The organism is Brevibacillus sp. NPDC058079, from assembly GCF_042885155.1.
GTDB lineage: Bacteria > Bacillota > Bacilli > Brevibacillales > Brevibacillaceae > Brevibacillus.
On the sequence record NZ_JBHVSO010000002.1, the window covers coordinates 340,851 to 361,935 of the forward strand.

A 21,085-nucleotide genomic window follows, 5' to 3' on the forward strand; every position below is an offset into this window, starting at 1 on the left:
GTTTGGAGTGGCTCTCATGTTATGGCGTAATCGTACCTTTCTGCTTTTAATGAGCGGAGAGATCGTCGCGGGAGCGGGCATGTGGATTTCGATTATTGCCAATCTTGCATTCATGCAGAAACTCGTTCCTTCTGATACGGTGAAGGGCTTGATTCTGATGTGTGGATTGGTGGTCAGCATTCTCCTCGCCCCTAAAGCGGGTGTGGTGATTGACATGTACGACAAAGGCAAGATCATGCTGTTTGCCAGCCTGGTCCGAACACTCAGCCCAGTCTTCATGTTCCCCGCTCTTGCAAACGATTCTCTTCTGTGGATGATCGTATCTTTGATCGTGATGCAATGCTCTGCTGCGTTTTATTTTCCAACCGTGCAGGCTTCCTTGCCAGCCATCCTTTCCCAGGACGAGTTACTCAAGGCGAACAGCGCATATTTGAATATCTCTACCCTCTCGCGCATTGGAGGAACAGCCATCGGCGGTATACTCGTTGCCTCCATGGACCTGTCCATGCTGTATGTGTGCTCCATCATCGCGTACGCTGTACTCGCTGTCGTCACACTCTTTCTCCGCATTCCTCCAGTCACTTCACGGAAGATTCAGGAAAAAGTGGAGTTTCGCGAAGTGCTGACGATCTCGCGACAGGACCCGGCCTTGTTTGTCGGATTGATTAATAACGGGCTGATTACCTTGTTCCTTGGTGGTCTGAACCTGATGATCTTGAACTTTAGCGAGCTACAACAGGAACCTCAGCTCATGGGATGGATCTATGCAGCAGAAGGAATCAGCATTTTGATTGGGGGGCTCTTGGCAAAACGTTGGATCGGCCGCAGAAACCTCGTGGCAGCGTCCACCATCATGCTCTTTTTCTTCGCGCTGTCCCAGTTTGGCATGTCATTCGCCGATAACAAATTCATGGTGCTCGCTTCCTTCTCCATGTTCGGCTTTGTCGTTGCTTTCTTCTTCCCGGTCACCGCAACGATTTTCCAGAAGCGTTTACCTCCACACCAGCAAGGGCGATTCTTTTCTTTCAAAAGCATGCTGGATCGTGGATTCTTCTTGTTGGCTCTCGCGATTACAGGAGTTGGGCTGGACCTTCTCGGCATTAGCGGCTACCTCCTCTTCATCGGCTCGGTGACAGTGCTCTTTGGCTTATTGACTTTCTTCTACAGTAAAAAGCATAAGCTGGATGTACGCTCCCACGATGAAGCAGCTGCCTAGTATCGGAATGTAATATACCATGACAAACGCTTTCCCACAGACCATGCTTTGGTGTACACTAGTGAAAGTATGTTGAACAATTATGGAGGCGTTTTTCCATGCAGATACTTTCCTCTCCCATTTTGGGAATTTTGCTGCCTCTCGTGATGGCCATTGCAGTGATCTTTGTGAGAATGCGTCGGCAAAAAAAGCCGGCTTCTGCAAAAAGCATTATTTTGCCACCCTTCTTTATGGCGACAGGGTTTGCGATGTTCTTATTCCCGGAGGCGCAATTACCGCCCAAGTTTGATATTGCAGCCTTTGTGGTTGGGCTTATCTTTTCGATTCCGTTGATTATGACGTCACGCTTCGAAATCATTGGGCAAGATGTGTATTTGAAACGGTCCCGTGCGTTTTTCTTCATTCTGTCCGGTCTGTTGGTCATCCGGTTGATTATTAAACTGCTGATCAATGATAGCTTTACACCGATTCAAACGGGTGGACTGTTCTTCTTGCTCGCATTCGGTATGCTCGTACCTTGGCGTATCGCGATGCTGGTGATGTACCGGAATTTAACTAAAAAAACGTTTGGTACCTAGTAAAAAAAGGGCTGTCCCAAAAGGGTAATCACGAACGTCTGAATCCCAAAAAGGAATGAAAAAACATCCCGTTTCACTATCACAGTGGAGCGGGATGCTCTTATTTAGTAACTTTTACTTATTTCAGTAGGGATTCAAAAAATCAGTAAATGACTTTTGGGACAGCCACCTTTTAAATTTCCAAAACTCAATCTTAATTAGCTATTATTCTCGCAATAATAAAAGAAACGATAAGAAGCAGAACAAAACTTATCAAAGAAATGTTACGTAATGTGTTATATTTAATGAAATTACTTTGCGTTGCATATTTAATAGCTTCCAACAGTGAAAAAATAAAACAAAATCCCAAAAAAGCCAACAAAATAATTAAAAAAAGTATCATGGGCACTCTCCTTTTCAGTATAATAAAGCCCCCTCAGGCTGTTAAGGAGGGGGCTTTGGAAATTACTACCATTCAAATTCTAAACCATAATCAAACGTATAATCAACACTTTCTGGTTGAATTGATAATCCAGCAGGATAAACAGCAAACTCAGGATTTCCCACATCAATTGCTTGGTGTCCATACTCGAACTTAATGTTTACATATCCAGATTTTCGTTCAGTATATACATATTGTCCAATATACCCTTTATGAGCAAGGTTACTCGGCATTTCCTCTAAATCCATTATGTTTCCAACTCCCATTCCATTATCCCACTCGTGAGCAGACGTATCAGTTGAACATTTCCATTTTGCAGACGAGTTGTTATCAGGTCTGTAGCAGTAACGTGTTTCATGTTCTCTTACTTTCCCTCTCGATGACATCGGTAATACGAATTCAGCAGAATCGGGGAATCCAATACTAACAGCGTCTGTTAAATCGAATGCTGGGCTATCCGTCCATTCATATTTCCCATAAAAGTAAAATTTCTTTTTATCGGGGTCGTCACTTTTAACTTCGAAAGCTTTTGAATTAAGTTCAAGCCATCCCCCATCTACTTCCTCATTAGGAGTAATGATGTTATTTTTAGTTAGGTACTTACTCATATTAATTTCTTTTGTATTTTCGGCAAGTTTCTTAGCATCATTATTCAATAATTCTTCAAGTATTTCTTGAGGAAATTGCTGCAATTCTGTACGAGTTAATCCTACATCCGTCAGCAACTTTTCAATCTGTTCAGGTGTGAGTGAGTCACCTCCCCAACCATCACTGATCTCTGAAGATTGCGAGAATGCCACTGTAGGTAAAGATACACTCGATAGCAGGCTTAAAGAAACAAATGCCGCCATAACTGCTTTTTTCATCACAATGCCCCCTAAATTGTTAATCAGATTATTCTTCGACTATATCTGGTGGTACCCTCTTTGCCTAACACCTTATCTCTCATTCTACGTTGATGTTCCACTACGTAATCATCAAGCTCTTGACTCACCTTTACCACAGCACAGTCAATTAAACTTCCCTTTTGTTTGAAAATTTCGTTCAGTTGGAGTTGAAGGGTATTAATCTTCCTCGACAAGTCTTCGTCCCTCATTCCATGCCTTCTCGCCATTTAACTCACCCCCATCACATCACCTCGCTCTTTACTCAAAATATCAGAGGTTGCAAGAATTTCACAAAAATACCCAACCTTGCAACCCTTGAGTCAATTCATTACTAATCATCTCGGGACAGTGTCGAATACTAGCAATTGATATATATGTATCAAGTTAGTATAATCGTTTACATAAATTGGAAGAAAAGGAGTTAATAAGCATGAAGAGTGTAGGAATACGGAAGTCCATCGGGGATATTTTGTCACGCTATAGAAGTCAAAATAATTTATCTTTATTGGATTTAGCCGAGAAAACAGGAATCAGCAAAGGCGTTCTATCCAGAATTGAAAATGGAGAGACCAAGCGACCTGAGTACAAAACTGTGAAAACATTGGTTACAGAGTTGCCTGATTTATATGACGAAATGATGGAATGCTACATAGAAGAGGAACATCGTCCTGAGTTGTTGGAGGACATACTTCAAGAGTTAACTCAATTTCATGGCGACTCGCCACTGATTGAAAAAGTCTCACTCCAATTCCTTCAATCTCCATTAGAAACTACCGATACGTTGCTGGAAAGACTGTATGGATTTACTACTGCCACTCTCAATCCCAAAATTAAGATAACCCTTTATAATTCCATCGTTAAGTATGCAAGAGAAAGAGGAGAGCCTAGGTTCGTTGCAAAAGGTCTATTGCAAAAGTATTTATTCGAACGATACGACCTAAAACGGCTAGAAGAAACATTCCGTATGGGAGAGAAATTACTTGATTATAAGGAGCTGTTATCTCAGGAAGAAAGAGTTACATTCTATTACCGCATGTCTCTTCATGCATTTGGAGCCAAGAGATATCACGAGTGCATTGAACTCGGAAAATTAGGACATCGTGAGGATACAACAATCAACCACCTACAAGAGCAGGTGGCTTTGGCTATCTGTAACTCTTACTTATACCTAGAAGATTATCCGTTGCTAGAAAAGCACCTCAAGCTCTACGAAGATAAAGGATACAAATTTGTCACTGACCGTGTAAAGTTCTATCGTGCGATTATACTATCAAAGACTGGGGATGTACGAGAAGCAATACCACTTTTGCGCGAGTGTGTTGAAGAAGCTGTAGACGGTAATAGGCTACACAGGGTAAATGTTCTTTTGGATGCTTTATTTCGTAACAATTCCCACGATTCAATAGGGGAACTCTTCAAAGTGGAAGACAGCAAGGTTCTATATGACATCGAAGACCCCTATTATTACGATGAACTTGCTAGATACTACAGATTTAAAGGGAATTTTTTCACCCAACAGGAAAACTATGAAGAAGGTGTAGAAGCTTATCTGAGTTGTATACAAAACTATGCGAAAGTCAATAATCATACTCGCATGTTGGACATTACACCCGAAATTTTCGCTGTATTCGGAAAAATAATGAAACATGAATTTCTTGAAAAGGCAATACTGGTGTATAATATTGTAAATAATAGTGAGGAAAGGAGTGAATAAGCCATGATGAGAAAAGTGTTAGTTATAGTAAGCACAGTATCATTATTTTCGTTCTCCCTGACTTTCTTAACAGATAATGGGTACAGCGGTGCATTAGAAAATAAATCATCAGCTTCTATCGTTCAATATGCTGATAGACCAGGATTTTAGATTTAATTTTTACAATCATTACATTTTTTGACTCATTAGCATCTTCTGAGAGAAATGGAGTAAATAATGACGCGATTCAATATAGGTATGGGTGGGAGCGTAAATCCTTGTACAATAACTAAAAAAACAAAACCCAAGAATGCCGTTAAATCAACGTTCTTGGGTTTTTAATTACGATACAAATTACTCGAAAATGGACTTTTTGGGACAGCCCCTTCTTTCATTTTCAGTCAGCAAAAAAGAAATCTGCATTCGCTTCACATCTGTATGATACTCCAGACCCAGTCGGTAATCCGTAAGGCTTCTCTTTCCCGCAAATATTGATGGGATACCCTTCTGTCGGAAGTTGATCCTTGGTAATGGTTTTGATTTCTTTCCCCAGGATCACATATTTTTGCTGATACTCGTCATTATCCTTTATCCGTTCTCCATCGAATCTGAGGGTATACCCTACAAATGGCTGTTCCAAAGAAAGGTTTCGGACCTGAACCTCATCCAAAACTTCAAAAAATCTCGAAGCTTGTACAAATTCCACATATTCTAACCCTTCAACACCAATTTTCTCAGCGCGAATTGTATATCGATTTGTGTCAGCAGAAAAATGGATATCATAATAAACAGAGTGCTTTCCTGAAACGCTGACTACATAATAGTACAATTCATCTATCTGACCATTTTTTTGATAATGCGCCTTAAAATATACCAGCCGTGCATGCTCTTCGATTTTGAGTTGATCTCGTATCGTCATCCAATCGTTCGTGAAATTGATTTGAAACATATTGTCGCTGGCAGCAGCTACATCTCGTGGACGTTCAAACAGATCCCTCTCCACTGCTGGCAAAATCAAATGCAGGATGAGGAAACATACTAAACCGAGATAAGCGGAACGTTTTTTTGTTATAACATTCGTCTTTGGACGGAAAATCAAAAGAAATAACAAAAAACCTAAAGGTAAGGGGATCTCGTCTACCTTAAAAGCAAATGCCCCTAAACAAAAATATCCAACAACTTTCCATCCTAGGTTTGACTCGGTTTCTTCACGTTTTTTGTAGATAAAGACTAACAGAACAATTAGGACTATGTTTAATAAGATACTCACTATGAGCATCCCTATCACCTCCACTTTCTCTTCTGTCTTGTATTTTATCTTCATTTTTGCGTTTTTTCATCCAAATTTCACCATTTTTACAAATTACAATTTTCGTTCCGTTTCAGATTGGGCATTCCACCATCACAGGAATCCTCTGGGTAAGAAAACGGTTGGCATCCAGTGATCGAGGAACGTACGACAAAAAAACAAAAACCCTCTCCGATTACGAGATGGTTTTTTGTTTGAATGCTTCGCCCTCTTCCTGAGCTATCATGTTCATTTTCTCTTGAAAGTCAGTGCGTAAGAATGCTTTCGCTTCTTCGTTCCTCTTTACTCAATACTGTCTTCCCCTTTCGTAACGAGATATAATTAACCATAAAACTAAAAGTTACCTTTAACTCAAGGGCAGAGGGCTAAGCTGTAAATGTCTTACATGGTCGGAATGCTTGGAGAAGATAGAAAATACGGGTTCGTGTTAGGAAGGGGAAGTATAAGAAGTGATTTCAAGAGAACAATTAGAAAAGAATCAAGTATGGCTCTATGCTTTCGTACTAATTATTGCCGCTGGAACAGGTTTGTTGTGGCCAGAATCCAGTGCGAGCTTAGATAGCATGATTTCGTTCATACTTGCCATCTTAATGTATGGAATGTTTGCTCAAATACCGTTTTTTCGTTTAAAAGAGGCGCTCTCGAATCGAAAGTTCATTTATGCGCTACTTGTTACGAATTACATAGCTGTACCTATCCTTGTTTGGGGGTTAACTCAGCTTCTTCCAACCGATCCAGCAATTCTATTAGGTGTACTCCTTGTTTTGCTTACCCCCTGCATTGACTATGTTATCGTCTTTACACATCTTGGGAGAGGGAACGAAAAGCTTGTTTTGGTTTCAACCCCTATACTCTTTGTCACCCAAATGCTTTTATTGCCTATTTATCTATGGCTTTTTATGGGCAAGACATCGGCAGAAATTGTAAGTGTCGGACCGTTTCTCGAAGCGTTTTTAGGTCTTATTGTTGTTCCACTGGTACTTGCTCTACTTACTCAATGGTGGTCAAGACGCCAACCATACGGAGAACGTTTTCTTGAGGCTACAGCATGGCTTCCTGTGCCTTTTATGGCACTAACCCTCTTGATTGTTGTTGCATCCCAAATCTCTAAACTATATACCTCTTTTCATTTTATTAGCCAAGTGATTCCCGTCTATGTAGCATATATGGCCATTACACCGATTATTGCACGTATCGTTTCTCGTCTATTCCGTTTAGATACCGGTGCAGGGCGGGCTCTCATCTTTAGTGCAGGAACCCGTAACTCTCTTGTCGTTCTTCCTTTTGCACTGGCGCTACCTGAACCTCTAAACGGGGTAGTGTCTGCTGTAATCGTAACCCAAACAATTGTAGAACTTATTGGGGAGCTATTATATATTCGTCTTGTTCCAAATGTACTTTTACGAGAGACGAACAGAAATGCTGAAAACAAAAATGAATAGTATTCGTAGATGATTAAACTATCTACATTACGGGTGGTGTCAACTTCGTTGGTACCACCCCTTGTATGTGTGTCAGATGGGGACACCTAAGTAGCTAGAAAGTAAGATCCTCCACCAATCTTATACTCGCTATTTTGGCTTGCTCCTGCCAGCCTCACAAAAAACGGTCTTTGCCCGCGATTTTTCCATGCAGTCTGCGCCAATCCCTCCTCAGTCGGTTGGCAAAGCACTACATTTCCACCCGGAAGTTCAAATGCTTGGCAGATGGCCCCCAGTTCTTTATCGTGGAATTTTTCGCTCTTCTTCCATCCAAACCAACTTTGCCAACGTGCTGTTGCTTCTTCCAGATCTTTTACTGCATAGCCTACTGACTGGAGATGGGCTGCACCGTTCGGATGTGCGCCAATGATGCCACGATTCGTCAAATCTTCTATTCTTTCCTCATCTGTTTGCGACCATTCAATGAGAAATGGCGGTAGAAGAGCACTATCTGTATCTTCGAGGAATAACATCCGCCACCGAAGCGTCGTGCCATCATCACGCGTACGACTTCCCGCAACAGGTCCAGTAACCTGCAAACCTTGGCTTCGCAGGCGCTCTGCCCACGCATCCATCTCTTTGGTCCGAAGCGCAATCTGACCAAATCCTTCTCCCTTTGCTTCATCCTCGATACATTGACGTACGAGCGGATTATCTGATTGTCGAGCAAGCTCCTCGTGTTCAACCGCCAAAAATTCAACATAAAAAAGCCCGAAATAACTAAGGCTATTCCATGTCCCCCAAGACGCATGACGCCCTCCAGCTACCGCATGAAAACCCGCTTGGCAAAATTGTTCCGATGCTTCCTGAGGGGTTCGCTGTACAAAATGAACCAAATGATCAAAAGTTAATCGCACCTTTTTTCGCCTCTTTTCGTATTACTTATAGGATATCAAAATTCATTTATGTAAGGATAGAATGACAAGGGGGAAAAATGAAAGAGACCAGATCAAGCCGGGTAAAAGTTCGGCGCAAGCACTCACGCAGAAAATGGGCACGCGTTGGAAAGAACACGCTCCTATTTAGCGTGTTGGCCATCTTCGTCGTCGGAACCTACTACCTATTCCAAACTGTTATGGATGGAGAACATGCCAACCCGAACACGCAGCCTGCTCCTGACAATACCGTGAACCAAAAGACTTCTGTGCAGCTCACCTTTGTCGGTGACATCATGATGTCAGGGAATGTAGAGAAAACCTTACTAGCAAACAGCTATGACTACCCATACAAGCATGTAAGCTCGCTCTTTTTGCAAGATGATATCACAATTGCCAATTTGGAGACGCCGATCACCGAAACTGGTGTTGCTGCACAGAACAAGGCCTATGTCTACAAGTCGTCGCCACTTGCTGTTCCTGCCATGAAAAACGCTGGGATTGATGTGGTGAATCTCGCCAATAACCACTCGATGGATCAAGGAGCGCCGGGATTGCTGGATACCTTTGACGCTTTAGACGAAAACCGGATTGAATACGTCGGCGCAGGTAAGGATGCCAGCCGTGCCTATTCACCTGTATTCATAGAAAAGAACGGCATCAAGATCGCGATTCTCGGCTTCAGCAGGGTCATTCCCGAAACGAGCTGGTATGCAGGGCATTCCCAGCCAGGTATGGCCGCTTCCTACGATCCTTCACTAGCAGTAAAAGCGATCCAAGAAGCGAAAAACCAAGCGGATCTCGTCGTGGTGATTGCACACTGGGGCAAGGAACGCGCTGATTATCCTGTCGATCATCAAAAAGAGTTGTCTCGTGCCTACATCGATGCTGGTGCAGATTTGATTGTCGGCGGTCATCCCCACGTACTTCAAGGTTTTGAACGATACAACGACAAATGGATTGCGTACAGTCTCGGCAATTTCATTTTCACACGATCAAACGAACCCAAGACCTGGGAAACGATGGTTCTGCAAGCAAACTGTACGAAAAGCGGCGATTGTGAGCTGACGATGCTTCCGTTTCACGCAGAATTGGGACAAGCTGTACCCATGAATGAAAGCAACGGCGCTACCCTGCTAAAACGCATTGAATCCATTTCAGAGAGTGTCGACATACAAAGTGACGGGCGTATTCAACCTCGTGCAAAAGCGGTGGAGACTGCCCCCTGACAAAAGAAGCCGTGTTTCCAGGTAACTAGAAATACGGCTTTTCTTCTTATGATTCCTCTTACTTACGCAGATTCGATAATAGGGAAGCAGCGCACTTCTAAGCCAAAATCATTTTTCAATAGGAACTCGTGCTCTTCGCTGATTCCTGTCACGATCAAACCTGCGCGCAAGACGCCTCCCAAGTCGAATTGGACTTTTAGTTTATGCACGTTGACTCCTGCGTGCTGAAGGAAATGCAGGACACGATCTGGCGTAGCAGTATGACATGAGCCCTCAAGATAACATAGGACGTGTTCTACCGAGTCCACCGTGACTCCAGCTTTGTCAGCCGTTTTTTCTTTCCAAGTAGGATGCGGTGTGAATGGCTGTGTCAATAAATAGGCCAAATCCTCCACGACTGCACTTGCTGTGGGGAGCTCTCCTGCCCCTCTTCCTGTAAACAACAAGTCTCCTACGATGTTGCCGGATAGCTGGACAGCATTAAACGCGTCGTGGATTTGCGCCAACGGATGGCTCAGCGGAAGCATGGTTGGTTCAACAGATAGGCGAATTCCTTTCTCAGCTTGATAGGCCTGCGCGATCAGCTTGATCCGGTACCCGAGCTCGCTCGCAATTCGAATGTGACCTGCTGACAAATCTGCAATTCCTTTGCGAACAACATCTGCTAAAGGCAGCGATTCTCCGTACACAAGCTGTGCCAAGATATACAACTTGTACATAGCATCAAAGCCTTCCACATCCGAACGAGGGTCTGCTTCCGCATAGCCCAGCTCCTGCGCTTGCTTAAGCACCTCCTGGTAGGAGAGCTGCTCTGCCTCCATTTTCGTCAAAATGAAGTTCGTTGTTCCGTTAAGAATACCACGAACGCCTTGAATATCGTTCGTGCGTAGGAACTGCCGGAGCACGCTCAAGATCGGGATGCCCCCTGCCACACTCGCTTCATAGGCAAGATGCACTTGATGTTGATTTGCCAAATCGACTAGCTCCGTTCCTTTTTTCGCCAGGAGCTCTTTGTTGGCAGTTACCACATGGCAGCCCTTTTCGATCAAAGCACGGACGTAGTCATAGGTAGGTTCTACACCACCCATGACCTCCACCACGATATCCACATTGCTGCTCAATACATCCTCAAAGTCTGTTGTCAGTAAAGCCGGGTCGATATGAACCGCCCGCTCTTTTTCCGAGTCACGCACCAATGCCTTGACGATCTCAATTCGTTTACCCAGACGAGAAGCCAGCTTCTCCTGCTGCGAACGGATCGTTTTGATTACGCCTCCACCCACTGTTCCCAATCCCAATAATCCCACGCGTACCACTTCTGCACTCATCCTGACCACCCCATACCCCGAATTTTAGATAAAAAGAAAAGCCATCTTCGATAAGAAGAAGGCTTGTTAGCAGCTAATAATGCTCCCCCTCCTTATCTCCCAGGACGTATATGTCCTGCAGGAATTGGCACCTTGTCACAAAATATGCGTGACGGTTGCCGGGCTTCATCGGGCCAGTCCCTCCACCTCTCTGGATAAAGAAAATATGAAATTGAAAAAAACCTTCTTCGCTAAGAAGAAGGTTCATCTACTAATGGAGTAACCCGCTTCTTATCTTTCGAGACGAAACGTCTCGCAGGAATTGGCACCTTGTCGCATTATGCAACGGTTGCCGGGCTTCATCGGGCCAGACCCTCCACCTCTCTGGATAAGAACCATTTATGCTGTTGAGCTTTATTCTAAGAAATTCCAAGGCAAGCGTCAACAAAATTCTTTCTTTTCTGATTGCAATCTGAATTGGCCAGGCTTTCTCAGTTGTGGGTGAACAGGCTTTCTACCTCTTCCATACTACAGCAAGTGCAATGAAACACGCCCTCCTGGCATTCCTCAGGCAGCTCTTTTTCCTCGACATATCCGCACCATTGGCAAATAAAAAGTTGCATCATCGCACACCCTCCTCTTCTTTTATCCTGCCCAAAATAAAAAGAGCATTTTCCACTCGACCGTGACGATCGTTAGAAAATGCCAGAAAAGGAGGGACGTACTTGTCCACTCGCTGTTTTTCGCAAGCCATCTCTAACACCTCCCTATCTCCCGTAGGTCTATCAGTGTTGTCGAAACAGGCAGGTCTCCTGACTATGGGTTCATCGTCTAGCGTCGCCTTCCCCGTCTATTTTGATAGACCAGTGGCTTGTTGGACGCTGACTCCCCTCTTACAGTGGCGGGACCGTGTCGGATTTGCACCGAGCTTCCCTATTATCCTTGTGGCGAATTGGTTACGCCCTAAGGAACCTGTTTCCACCTATGGAATTGTCATTTCTTACTACTACACTCAGATTTTACCTTATTCCTCCTTGTTTTTCGAACATTGTTCGTGGGTCAGTAACCATTCCTTTCGCCACAAGTCACCCGAACAGCCTGCTAAACTCCCGTTTGCTCCTATAGGTGGTCAATGTGTGCCAGACTGTTTTCTGAAAGTCTGTCCCTTTCATCCACTGGGGAACAGAAAAAGAATGTCTCTTGCCGGAAAAATATTCGTCCAGCTGTTGCCGGCAAAAGAGGAGAGGCTCTGACCTACCCCAAATACCGATCTTTCAAAATGGCAGTGTGGTGAGCTTCATGTCCAGCAATCACATAGGCCAACGTCCTTGCAGATAGCTTGTTTCCGTTGGCAAGTCCTGTACGCAACCACGCTTCCGGAAAGATTCCGCGGACCTGTGCGATGGTGGAAGCCCGAACAGCCTTATACTCTTCCAGTAAATCAGAGAGGTCTCTTAGCTGAAAACACCCGTGTTCGACAAAAGCATTCTCATCAAAACCGACGAGGGGTGTCTGATCTCCTCTCGCGATTCTCAGTAAGCGATAGCTCATGATGCGTTCTGTATCGACAAGATGACCCAAAACCTCTTTTACCGTCCATTTGCCTAGTGCATACCGATAATCAATTTGCTCAGGCGCAAGTGACGAAAATAGCGCGACTTGCCTCTCTCCTTGTTGCGTGAGGATCGTTTGCAGATCGCCCTCTGGTACAAGCCCAATATAATAGTCAAAATAAGCAGCGTATTCATCGCGAGCTGGTCGTCTGAGCATGTATTTCCCACTCCTCGTCATTCATTTTGGTTAGACAAATTATACCACCATGCATCCCAATACGAACGAACCCGCCTGATCTTCACAGGCGGGTGACGTTCACCATTATTCGCTATGTAAGCCTTCAAACAATAGGACCCTTGCCGGGGCTGCATCCGTGCCGATCAGCTTGAGTGGTGCAGCTACCAGAAAATACTCGCCTGGCGGGACCTCTGCTAGCCGCAAGCCTTCCACGACAATGACTCCTGCTGCAAACAGCTTTTTATGTGTGGGGTGTCCTTCCTGGGCGCGTTCGATTCCAAGTGCATCGGTACCAATGCCCCGCACACCCAGCTCACTTAAATATTCTGCTCCTTCTTCAGACAGAAAAATGAATTCAAAAGAGAACGCCTCTTCAAAAGAGTTTTTCGTTTTAAACAGGACAAAATCTCCTCGCACAAGATCGAAGCTCTCCAGATCGGAGCGAGTGATCCTATCCTCTACCGCTGTGAGATCGAGAACCTTGCAATTGCCCACTAGCTTCTCCAAGGAAATACTCTCAAATGTATCGCCAGCATTCACCATGTGCAGGGGAGCATCTACATGGGTACCAGAGTGAAGGTCCATGTCGATTCTCGATTCTGTTACATAGCCATTCGTAGCGGTTCGTATTTTCGGCTGCTTTTCTGGCTTGTTTTTATACACCGTCATTCCTTCGTACACGGTGGCAGTTACATCATACATTTTCATCCCAAACGCCCTCCCCTTTGCCTACTGTTTTTTACGATCCGCTGGAAAAACAATCCCCATCTGTCTTCTCGCTTCATCCATGACCTGCATGGCCATTTTGGATACTTCATGCGAATTCGTTGCAGATTGTCTGGCCCCGCTCTTCGCCAAGTGTAGGAATTCTCTTATTTCATAATGCATGGTCTTCGGGGTTTGAGGCCTTGTCACTTGCTCGATTCGTCCGTCCCTGTAACGAATGTCCACTTCTTTGAGATGGTTGATTCGATCGATCACCATCGTAGCGTCCTCCCCTTGAATTTCTGCTGGTTGATAGGAGGTCGTAATTTTCGAGAAACTAATGACTGCATCCATCTCTCGATACTTCAAAAGCATACTGCCCTCTCCGTCCACTCCAGAATCAAGCACAATTCCTTCTGCTTTGATGTCGTCTGGTCTGCCAAAAAGGATGAGTAACGGATAAAGACAATAGATACCGATGTCCATCAAGGCTCCGTTTGAAAAAGAAGGATCAAAAGCACGTAAAACCTTCCCTTCACGATACGCGTCATAGCGCGAAGAATATTGGCAATTACTAGCAATAAAGCGTCGTACTTTTCCCAGCTTGTGCAGGTTGTCTTGTATCGAAAAAAAATTGGGCAATAGTGTAGATTTGACGGCCTCCATGAGCAGCACGTCATTTCTTTTCGCTGCCTCGATCATTTCTTCTACCTCAATCGCATTGGAAGCCAGTGGCTTTTCACATAATACGTGTAGCCCCGCGTCCATGCACTGGATCGCTTGCTCCGCGTGGCAGGAGTTGGGGCTCGCAATATAGACCGCGTCAATATTTTTGCTTGTAGCCATTTCTTCTAGGCTGTTATAGGCAAATGGAGCATGGTACTTGTCAGCGAATTCCTTGGCGCGTTCGATGGTACGTGAATAAACAGCCTGAAGAGAAAATCCTTCTACTTCTTGACCAGCCTGGATAAATTCCTCGGTGATCCAGTTCGTTCCGATTACGCCAAATCGCATCTCATTCGCTCCCTTTTCTTTTTGTCTATCTCGTTGCAGTAACTGGCACTGGTTCTTCGACCTTATCCAGCCACCACACGAATCCGTCCGCAGCAAGCAATTGCTCTGCGGCCTTCGGTCCGAATGAGCCAGCTTCGTACGTAAAGAGTGGCACCAAATTTTCACCGAAGGCTTCCAATATCGGTGTCACCCACTCCCACGACAGCCGGACCTCATCCCAATGCGCAAAGTAAGTGGAATCCCCTCGGAGTGCATCGAACAAAAGCAGCTCGTACGCTTCTGGCACGTCTTTTGTCCCTGCACTGAAATCTACCGTCACCGGCTCAATCTTACCGCTATTTGTCGGATTCTTACTATTTACCTGCAAGGCAATACCTTCGTTCGGATTCACGCTGATGATCAACAAATTAGGCGATGTCGTTTCATTTTGCTCCTGATATAGCTTTTCGTGCGGATTTTTGAACTCAATAACGATCCTGGTTGATTTCTCTTGCAGTCTTTTTCCCGTGCGAATATAAAATGGTACCCCTTGCCAAAACGGGTCATCAATCCAGACACGCGTGGCAATATACGTTTCTGTCATCGAAACGGGATCGACACCAGGCTCGTCCCTGTAGCCAGCCATAGGCGTTCCTTGAATATGTCCCGCGCTATACTGACCGCGAATAACGTGGGTGCGAACTTCTTCTTTCTTCATCGGACGCACGGCTGCCATCACCTTGCGCTTTTCTTCGCGGATATGGGCGGACGTAATTCGCTTCGGAAGCTGCATGGCGATGATCATGAGCATTTGCAGCATGTGATTTTGGAGCATGTCGCGCAGTGCCCCGGCAGGTTCGTAATATCCAGCCCGATCCTCAACGCCGACCGTTTCATTCGCCGTAATTTGCACGTTGGCGATGTACTGATTGTTCCAGAGAGCTTGGAAGACTGGGTTCGCAAATTCGAGAGCCTCGAGATTTTGGACCATTGGTTTTCCCAAGTAATGGTCAATGCGATATATTTCTTCTTCCAAAAATGCTTTCCCCAGCTTTTCATTCAATTCTTCAGCGGATTGCAAATCATGTCCAAATGGCTTTTCAATGATCAGACGCTTCCAGCCTGTCGTTGAACCCAGTCCGCTGGAGTTGATATTGGTTGCAATTCCCTCGAAAAATTGCGGGGCTACTGACAAGTAAAACATCCGGTTTTGCGGGATTTGCAGCTCTTGCTCTCTTTGCAGGACCAGATCATGTAACGTTACATAAGCACGTGGTTCCATGACATCTACTTCCGCATAGCGACAAGCAGACAAGAAAGCGTCTAGCTCGTGGGAATCAATCTGGGCGCGACGGGAAAACTCATGGACAGACTGGCGAACCGATTCCTGAAATTCGTCATCAGACCAGGCCCTTCTCCCCACACCGATAATCGAAAAGGCAGCAGGCAACTTTTGATCTACATATAAATTAAAGAGCGCAGGGAAAATTTTGCGTTTGGCTAAATCTCCTGTCGCGCCAAATAGGACAAAGGTCATCGCTTCCATCTACTTTTTCATTCCCTTCATACGTACACCGTGATGATGGTTTTTGTAGTTACACTGTTATTATTCGAGAAAATCACTGCTTTATCAATATGCAGCCTTACGACCGACGCAAAATTGCACGTACCGGACTTCCATCTGCCTCCATCAAAAGCAGCGGCAGTGCGATCAGTTCGTAATCACCCGGTTCCACATGATCGAGCAGGAGCCCCTCCAAAATATGAATATCATGCTGGTGAAGCCCATGATGAGCAGCCAGTTCCTTGCTGTCCAACGGATCGACAGATGGGACATCCACTCCGATCAGCCGAATGCCTTTTTGGGCGAGGAAAGCTGGCAAATCTGCTCGCAGATTACAGATGGTTGACGGAAACAGATTGGGGTCGCTCCATGATAATGTTTTGAGCAGCAAGCGTTCCACCCCCTCCAGATCAACGTGGGCAAAATCTTCTGGGCCAATGCTGGAACGTCCATTAAGCTCTACCACTCTTGCCACTCCAATGTACAGGTCCAAGGGCAATGCCGCCATTTTTCGACCATCATCATCGAAATGGAATGGAGCATCCACATGTGTACCCGTATGTACACTCATCGTTATTTTACCGACATTGACTGAGCCACTCTCCGCTTTGGGCCAGTTTACGACATAGTGAAAGGGAGTGTCCCCTGGCCAGGTCGGCATACCTGCCATGAGCGGACGGGATATATCTATTATTTTCATCGCGTATCCTCCACCTTCCAGCAACTGTTTATCCTATACTCAGCGTACAAAAAAGACTATATTGAGTCAATATTCTAACATTTGTACCCAAAAAAAGACCGCAGCTTGATAGTGAGCCGACAGTCTTTTCGTTTGTTGATATCAGATTCTACTATGAAGAGACAGGTAGTCCCACACTTCATCATAAATTCCGTTGTAATCCACTTGTTTCAAATGCTCTTTCAAAGTCCTCAACCACTCAATGGTTGTTGGATAGGTAGCTGCAATAGCCTCTCGTAGATCGCTCATTTGAATTGGGCGATCTACCCCTTTTGTTACGATATCATGCCATACCTGCTCCGTTGCGAGCTCCACTACATACTCGATGTCTGCCCCCGAATAAAACTCTGTCCATCCTGCTAATTGCCCATAATCGAGCATCTCAGAAGGACGGCCCTCCAGTTTTAAGCGAAAAATATCCTCCCGTGCTTGCCGATCTGGCGGTCCAACAAAAATCCAGTGATCAAAACCAGCCGCTCGGAGCATGGAAGGCTCCAATTCCCATGGAACGTTGGTTGCGCCCATCAAGACGAATCGTTCGTCGTACTCTCCTGCCTTCGCTATCTGCTGAAGCCATTTGGAATCGATCCCCTGTCTGTTATAGGAGTTCGCATTCTCTTCGTAATGGCTGGAAGCGTCTAGTTCATCTAAAAAGAACAGAAACGGTTTATTGGCAGGGACTGTTGCCAGTAAGTCATGGATGTTGAACTGCCTGTTCGACGACGTATACATGCTTCGACCGCCTGTGATCGCCATGGAAAAAAAATGAGCCTGACATTCTTCTGCAGTTGCTTTTGCTAGCAAAGATTTTCCGCACCCCGATGGTCCGTAAAGTAAAATGGTACTTCTCTTTTGAGGCAACCGTTGCGAAATAGGATGTAGGAGTCTTTGAAAGATTGCCTCTTTTACTCGTCCAAGCCCGCCGACCATTCCAAAACCCTCAGTTCTCTCAACGAGTTGAACCGAGTTTGCGGTGGTCTTCCCTTTGCCCCCTTCGATGACGCGTATCTTAGGTGAAAACATCGTATATGTAGAGGAATCCTTTTGATGGATCCCTTTTAACGTCCGCGAATATGGGGATTCCTTTTGCAGCTTGTTGAGCTCGATCACAATTTTTTCCTTCATCGCTTCATTTCCATAGGCAAGGGCCTGCGTAAACGCCTGTAAAGCCTCCGTACGATCCCCCTGCTCAGCATGCTCTAATCCTAATAACAGCCATACTGGTGCGTTGCGTTGATCGCTCGTCAACATGCTTTTCAGTATTTCTATCTTCGTCATCTGCTTCATCCTCTGCGATCGTTCTGCTTCAAGCGATCGTTTAGTATCACGGACATATCCATTATAATGCATACGTCTCGCAAGAAGAATACGAAAAGTAGGAAAAGATGGAAGAAGGGCTGTGACCGTCATTCGAAAAAGACGCCTCCTGCTACACAGCATCGGGCGTCCAAGATACAGTTCCTATCCTCTCGGCGGAAAATTTCCGCCACTCACACAAATGATGAACGAGAGTCCAAGATAAGGTTGCATATTATTATGAGGTTGAGTCCCGCCAGTGGTGCCGATTGCTTGCGGACTAAGCTGTGTCCCATCACTCGTGTTGGAATAAGGAATGACAGATCCCCGGCCAACGGTGGAAGACCATTTCGCCCCTGTTGGCGTATCCTCTGTAGGAGTTGCGCACGCATTCGGAACATGAGTATGCGCCGGAATATTGTTTTGCAGCAGAGTGATGTTGACATCACCACCTGTTTCACCTGCCACACGCGGTGTCAAGGCAGGTCCTTCCCCCTGGTTCATGGGTGCTGAGCCTCTTAAATTGGGAAGCGCGAATGTCGTTTTGCCATCTCCACCATACTTCGTTCCCAATACCGCATACAATACAGGATTGGAAGGGATCGAGATCAATTGTCCATCACAAAAAGCCCAATCCCTCGGTGGGAAGTTGCCACTGAAGATACGAATTTCTCCAATATACGGGTCCATATGATAGTACCTCCTCTAGTTTCTTGACGGGTAAACCCCTTGAATCGCGATACAAAAATTCCCGACCAAATACGGCTGCATATTTGTATGAGGTGCACTATTCCCTATCGTTTGCAACGCACTCTCGCTCATCGTCGTATCCAGGGTTGTCCCATAGGTTGCGGCGGAAGCTTGTGCCCAGTAGTTCCCAGCGCATACTTTGTCATTGGCAGTTGCGTTTGAACCAGTTGCCGTATGAGTATGGGCGGGTATTTCGTTCGTCGTTAATACATGGGTTTCTTCGCCGGCTGACATACCGAGCGTTACAATTGGACGATCGGCAAGTCTGTTTTGATGAACGGGGACGCGGCCTCTTAAATCTGGTAAAGCAAACGTCGTGGTCCCGTTCCCCCCATAAGAAACACCTAACAAGGAAAACAGTGCCTGGTTTCCGTTGATAGACAGCACCGCACCATTACACAAGGCCCAACCCTTTGGCGCAAATGCAAATGGAAAAAAGCGAATTTCTCCAAGAAATGGTTCCATGTAAAATCCTCCTGTTCGATTTGGATGTTACTGTTGTGAAGGATAGATCCCGTACAGGGCGATGATGAAATTAATAACCGTAAACGGCATCAGGTTACTGTGTGGTTGATTCCCACCTACACTGCTCAAGCTGGACGCGTTCATTAATCCATCAGGTGCATTCGCTGAATATTGCTGCGCATTCTTTGCCCATACAGCATTGGCAGGGCTGTTCTGCGTTCCTGGCTGCGATGATGCATGGACCCTATGCGTATGCGCGGGCAATTGTGGGACGGTTAAGGTGACGGATTCTACACCATTTTTTTCACCCATCACGTAGGTAGTTCCTGTACCCGGATTTTTCCCTTGATTAAGCGGGATACGACCCCGTAAATCAGGCAACGCAAAAGTCGTTTGTCCATCCCCGCCGTATGTGGTTCCAATCAAACTAAACAATGTGTCGTTTTCAGAAATAGATAAGATTTGTCCTTCGCATAATGCCCATCCTTGTGGTGCATAATCTCCCCCAAACATCCTGATTTCTCCAAGAAATGGCTCTGCCATGTTGCTTCCTCCTTATGTAAAGTGGTTATTTCCGTTGTCGAACGAACAGATAGGTCATTTTTGCAGAACTGGCTGCCATTCCATTTGGCTATACAGCCCTGTTGAGTCTGTCACAATGAAATGAAGTCGTTCATATAATCGAAAGGCGGGATTCCCTTGTAAAACGCTTAAACGAATTGGTAATTGGAAAGCTTGAGCATCTTTTTGCAAATCGCCAATCATGATAGAACCAACACCCTGTCCCCGATAAGCAGGCAGCAAGGAAATATCTACAAGATGCAAAGCATCTCCGCTCGCATCCGTGATCATCCGACCGATAGGCTGCTCGGATCGGAGAATGACTTGATGCTTCTGATCGGGAAATTGCATTTGGTAAGATTTCTGTTGCATGATAAACTGCGACTGTAAAAAAGCAAGCTTGTCCGACTCACTCCAACCCCAAAGAGCCATTTCTTCGGTTCTCGTAGAACAGTACAATTCCCAAATAAATGCTTCGTCTTGCTCATATTCAAAAGGTCTGGTATGTACCATAATCCTCCTCGCATGCAATCGTTGTACTTTTCTGTCATTTAATCAGTTACCTGCTTGCATTCTTTCAGGCCTGGATACGCCGACTTGTCCTTCCTATGTATTGCTCTTCCTCCTTCGAAATTTTCTGATATCCTGGCTGATTAAATAGCAATCATGAATAATGATATCATTAGCCAAATTCCTTCTAACACTAACTAAAGTTAGCTCTTTTACATGAAAAACGCTTCGTCCCCAAAAAGAGAAGAAGCGTTTTTATCTCCCGTGTGCAATTAGTCTTTTCCAGTACCTTCGTTGTCCTCATTGTTCTTACCGTTGCCGTTACCGTTACCGTTTCCGTTTCCGTTTCCACCTCCATTGCCATTGCCATTGCCGCCACCGTTGCCGTTACCACCACCGTTGCCTTTTCCGCCACCGTTGCTGGTTCCACCGCCGTTACCGTTTCCTTTACCTTGGCCTTCTCCTGTTCCGCCGCCGTAACCTTTGCCTTGGCCTTCACCTGTTCCGCCGCCATAGCCTTTACCTTGGCCAGTTCCACCGCCGTAGCCTTTGCCTTGGCCTGCTCCGCCGCCCATACCTCCACCTTGACCTGCTCCGCCGCCCATGCCTCCACCTTGACCTGCTCCGCCGCCCATGCCTCCACCTTGACCTGCTCCGCCGCCCATACCTCCGCCTTGACCTGCTCCGCCGCCCATACCTCCGCCTTGACCTGCTC

23 protein-coding genes and 3 riboswitches are annotated in these 21,085 nt (G+C 45.5%); of the genes, 6 read left to right on the forward strand and 17 right to left on the reverse strand.

What is annotated here, in order from left to right:
* The first annotated feature begins 16 nt into the window (after positions 1 to 16).
* Positions 17 to 1,216, forward strand: a complete 1,200-nt coding sequence (locus ACFVS2_RS08300; RefSeq protein WP_173617283.1) for an MFS transporter — start codon at positions 17 to 19, stop codon at positions 1,214 to 1,216.
* Between the two features lie 98 nt (positions 1,217 to 1,314).
* Positions 1,315 to 1,794 carry a CcdC family protein gene (locus tag ACFVS2_RS08305; protein WP_173617282.1) on the forward strand — a complete coding sequence of 160 codons (480 nt, stop codon included), beginning with the start codon at positions 1,315 to 1,317 and terminating at the stop codon, positions 1,792 to 1,794.
* A gap of 447 nt (positions 1,795 to 2,241) precedes the next feature.
* On the opposite strand, the gene ACFVS2_RS08310 is transcribed toward ACFVS2_RS08305, so the two are convergent.
* Together ACFVS2_RS08310 and ACFVS2_RS08315 are read right to left on the reverse strand one after the other, a co-directional pair.
* Positions 2,242 to 3,081 (reverse strand): hypothetical protein, encoded by an 840-nt coding sequence (locus tag ACFVS2_RS08310; protein ID WP_390232949.1) that lies wholly within the window; start codon positions 3,079 to 3,081, stop codon positions 2,242 to 2,244.
* A 23-nt stretch (positions 3,082 to 3,104) separates the two neighbouring features.
* Positions 3,105 to 3,329: a Spo0E family sporulation regulatory protein-aspartic acid phosphatase gene (locus tag ACFVS2_RS08315; RefSeq protein WP_390232951.1), complete on the reverse strand. Its 225-nt coding sequence runs from the start codon at positions 3,327 to 3,329 to the stop codon at positions 3,105 to 3,107.
* Between the two features lie 203 nt (positions 3,330 to 3,532).
* Between ACFVS2_RS08315 and ACFVS2_RS08320 the strand changes: the two genes are divergently transcribed.
* Together ACFVS2_RS08320 and ACFVS2_RS08325 are read left to right on the forward strand one after the other, a co-directional pair.
* Positions 3,533 to 4,816, forward strand: coding sequence for a helix-turn-helix domain-containing protein (locus tag ACFVS2_RS08320; protein WP_390232953.1), 1,284 nt, complete (start codon positions 3,533 to 3,535; stop codon positions 4,814 to 4,816).
* A gap of 3 nt (positions 4,817 to 4,819) precedes the next feature.
* Positions 4,820 to 4,966 carry a hypothetical protein gene (locus tag ACFVS2_RS08325; RefSeq protein ID WP_390232955.1) on the forward strand — a complete coding sequence of 49 codons (147 nt, stop codon included), beginning with the start codon at positions 4,820 to 4,822 and terminating at the stop codon, positions 4,964 to 4,966.
* Between the two features lie 226 nt (positions 4,967 to 5,192).
* On the opposite strand, the gene ACFVS2_RS08330 is transcribed toward ACFVS2_RS08325, so the two are convergent.
* Complete coding sequence (locus ACFVS2_RS08330; RefSeq protein WP_390232957.1) at positions 5,193 to 6,074, reverse strand: hypothetical protein; 882 nt, start codon at positions 6,072 to 6,074, stop codon at positions 5,193 to 5,195.
* 479 nt (positions 6,075 to 6,553) lie between these two features.
* Between ACFVS2_RS08330 and ACFVS2_RS08335 the strand changes: the two genes are divergently transcribed.
* The gene (locus tag ACFVS2_RS08335; RefSeq protein WP_390232959.1) at positions 6,554 to 7,546 is read left to right on the forward strand and encodes an arsenic resistance protein; all 993 of its coding nucleotides are present in this window, start codon (positions 6,554 to 6,556) and stop codon (positions 7,544 to 7,546) included.
* A gap of 86 nt (positions 7,547 to 7,632) precedes the next feature.
* Here ACFVS2_RS08335 and ACFVS2_RS08340 read toward each other — a convergent pair whose 3' ends face one another.
* Positions 7,633 to 8,442 carry a VOC family protein gene (locus ACFVS2_RS08340; RefSeq protein WP_390232961.1) on the reverse strand — a complete coding sequence of 270 codons (810 nt, stop codon included), beginning with the start codon at positions 8,440 to 8,442 and terminating at the stop codon, positions 7,633 to 7,635.
* 77 nt (positions 8,443 to 8,519) lie between these two features.
* Between ACFVS2_RS08340 and ACFVS2_RS08345 the strand changes: the two genes are divergently transcribed.
* Positions 8,520 to 9,689 (forward strand): CapA family protein, encoded by a 1,170-nt coding sequence (locus ACFVS2_RS08345; protein ID WP_390232963.1) that lies wholly within the window; start codon positions 8,520 to 8,522, stop codon positions 9,687 to 9,689.
* Between the two features lie 62 nt (positions 9,690 to 9,751).
* Here the strand turns inward: ACFVS2_RS08345 and ACFVS2_RS08350 are convergent, their stop codons facing one another.
* The 13 genes from ACFVS2_RS08350 to ACFVS2_RS08410 all read right to left on the reverse strand — a co-directional run.
* Positions 9,752 to 11,017 (reverse strand): homoserine dehydrogenase, encoded by a 1,266-nt coding sequence (locus ACFVS2_RS08350; protein ID WP_390232964.1) that lies wholly within the window; start codon positions 11,015 to 11,017, stop codon positions 9,752 to 9,754.
* Between the two features lie 89 nt (positions 11,018 to 11,106).
* A riboswitch (SAM riboswitch) is annotated at positions 11,107 to 11,218 on the reverse strand.
* 66 nt (positions 11,219 to 11,284) lie between these two features.
* Positions 11,285 to 11,391: riboswitch (SAM riboswitch) on the reverse strand.
* A 96-nt stretch (positions 11,392 to 11,487) separates the two neighbouring features.
* Positions 11,488 to 11,622: a hypothetical protein gene (locus ACFVS2_RS08355; protein WP_255654063.1), complete on the reverse strand. Its 135-nt coding sequence runs from the start codon at positions 11,620 to 11,622 to the stop codon at positions 11,488 to 11,490.
* Between the two features lie 159 nt (positions 11,623 to 11,781).
* Positions 11,782 to 11,987: riboswitch (cobalamin riboswitch) on the reverse strand.
* Positions 11,988 to 12,250: 263 nt separating this feature from the next.
* Positions 12,251 to 12,766: a DinB family protein gene (locus ACFVS2_RS08360; protein WP_390232966.1), complete on the reverse strand. Its 516-nt coding sequence runs from the start codon at positions 12,764 to 12,766 to the stop codon at positions 12,251 to 12,253.
* Between the two features lie 105 nt (positions 12,767 to 12,871).
* Positions 12,872 to 13,495: a cyclase family protein gene (locus tag ACFVS2_RS08365; protein ID WP_390232968.1), complete on the reverse strand. Its 624-nt coding sequence runs from the start codon at positions 13,493 to 13,495 to the stop codon at positions 12,872 to 12,874.
* 21 nt (positions 13,496 to 13,516) lie between these two features.
* Complete coding sequence (locus tag ACFVS2_RS08370; RefSeq protein ID WP_390232970.1) at positions 13,517 to 14,506, reverse strand: Gfo/Idh/MocA family protein; 990 nt, start codon at positions 14,504 to 14,506, stop codon at positions 13,517 to 13,519.
* 25 nt (positions 14,507 to 14,531) lie between these two features.
* Entirely contained in the window at positions 14,532 to 16,031 is a 1,500-nt protein-coding gene (gene zwf / locus ACFVS2_RS08375) for a glucose-6-phosphate dehydrogenase (RefSeq protein ID WP_390232971.1), read from the reverse strand.
* Positions 16,032 to 16,128: 97 nt separating this feature from the next.
* Complete coding sequence (kynB, locus tag ACFVS2_RS08380; protein WP_390232973.1) at positions 16,129 to 16,749, reverse strand: arylformamidase; 621 nt, start codon at positions 16,747 to 16,749, stop codon at positions 16,129 to 16,131.
* A 141-nt stretch (positions 16,750 to 16,890) separates the two neighbouring features.
* The gene (locus ACFVS2_RS08385; protein WP_390232975.1) at positions 16,891 to 18,066 is read right to left on the reverse strand and encodes an AAA family ATPase; all 1,176 of its coding nucleotides are present in this window, start codon (positions 18,064 to 18,066) and stop codon (positions 16,891 to 16,893) included.
* Between the two features lie 183 nt (positions 18,067 to 18,249).
* Complete coding sequence (locus ACFVS2_RS08390) at positions 18,250 to 18,774, reverse strand: phage tail protein (RefSeq protein WP_390232977.1); 525 nt, start codon at positions 18,772 to 18,774, stop codon at positions 18,250 to 18,252.
* A gap of 15 nt (positions 18,775 to 18,789) precedes the next feature.
* Positions 18,790 to 19,299, reverse strand: coding sequence for a phage tail protein (locus ACFVS2_RS08395; protein ID WP_390232979.1), 510 nt, complete (start codon positions 19,297 to 19,299; stop codon positions 18,790 to 18,792).
* A 27-nt stretch (positions 19,300 to 19,326) separates the two neighbouring features.
* The gene (locus tag ACFVS2_RS08400; RefSeq protein WP_390232981.1) at positions 19,327 to 19,842 is read right to left on the reverse strand and encodes a phage tail protein; all 516 of its coding nucleotides are present in this window, start codon (positions 19,840 to 19,842) and stop codon (positions 19,327 to 19,329) included.
* A gap of 54 nt (positions 19,843 to 19,896) precedes the next feature.
* Positions 19,897 to 20,373, reverse strand: coding sequence for a GNAT family N-acetyltransferase (locus ACFVS2_RS08405; protein ID WP_390232983.1), 477 nt, complete (start codon positions 20,371 to 20,373; stop codon positions 19,897 to 19,899).
* A 269-nt stretch (positions 20,374 to 20,642) separates the two neighbouring features.
* A partial coding sequence (locus ACFVS2_RS08410) for a hypothetical protein (protein ID WP_390232985.1) occupies positions 20,643 to 21,085 on the reverse strand: 443 nt, incomplete at its 5' end.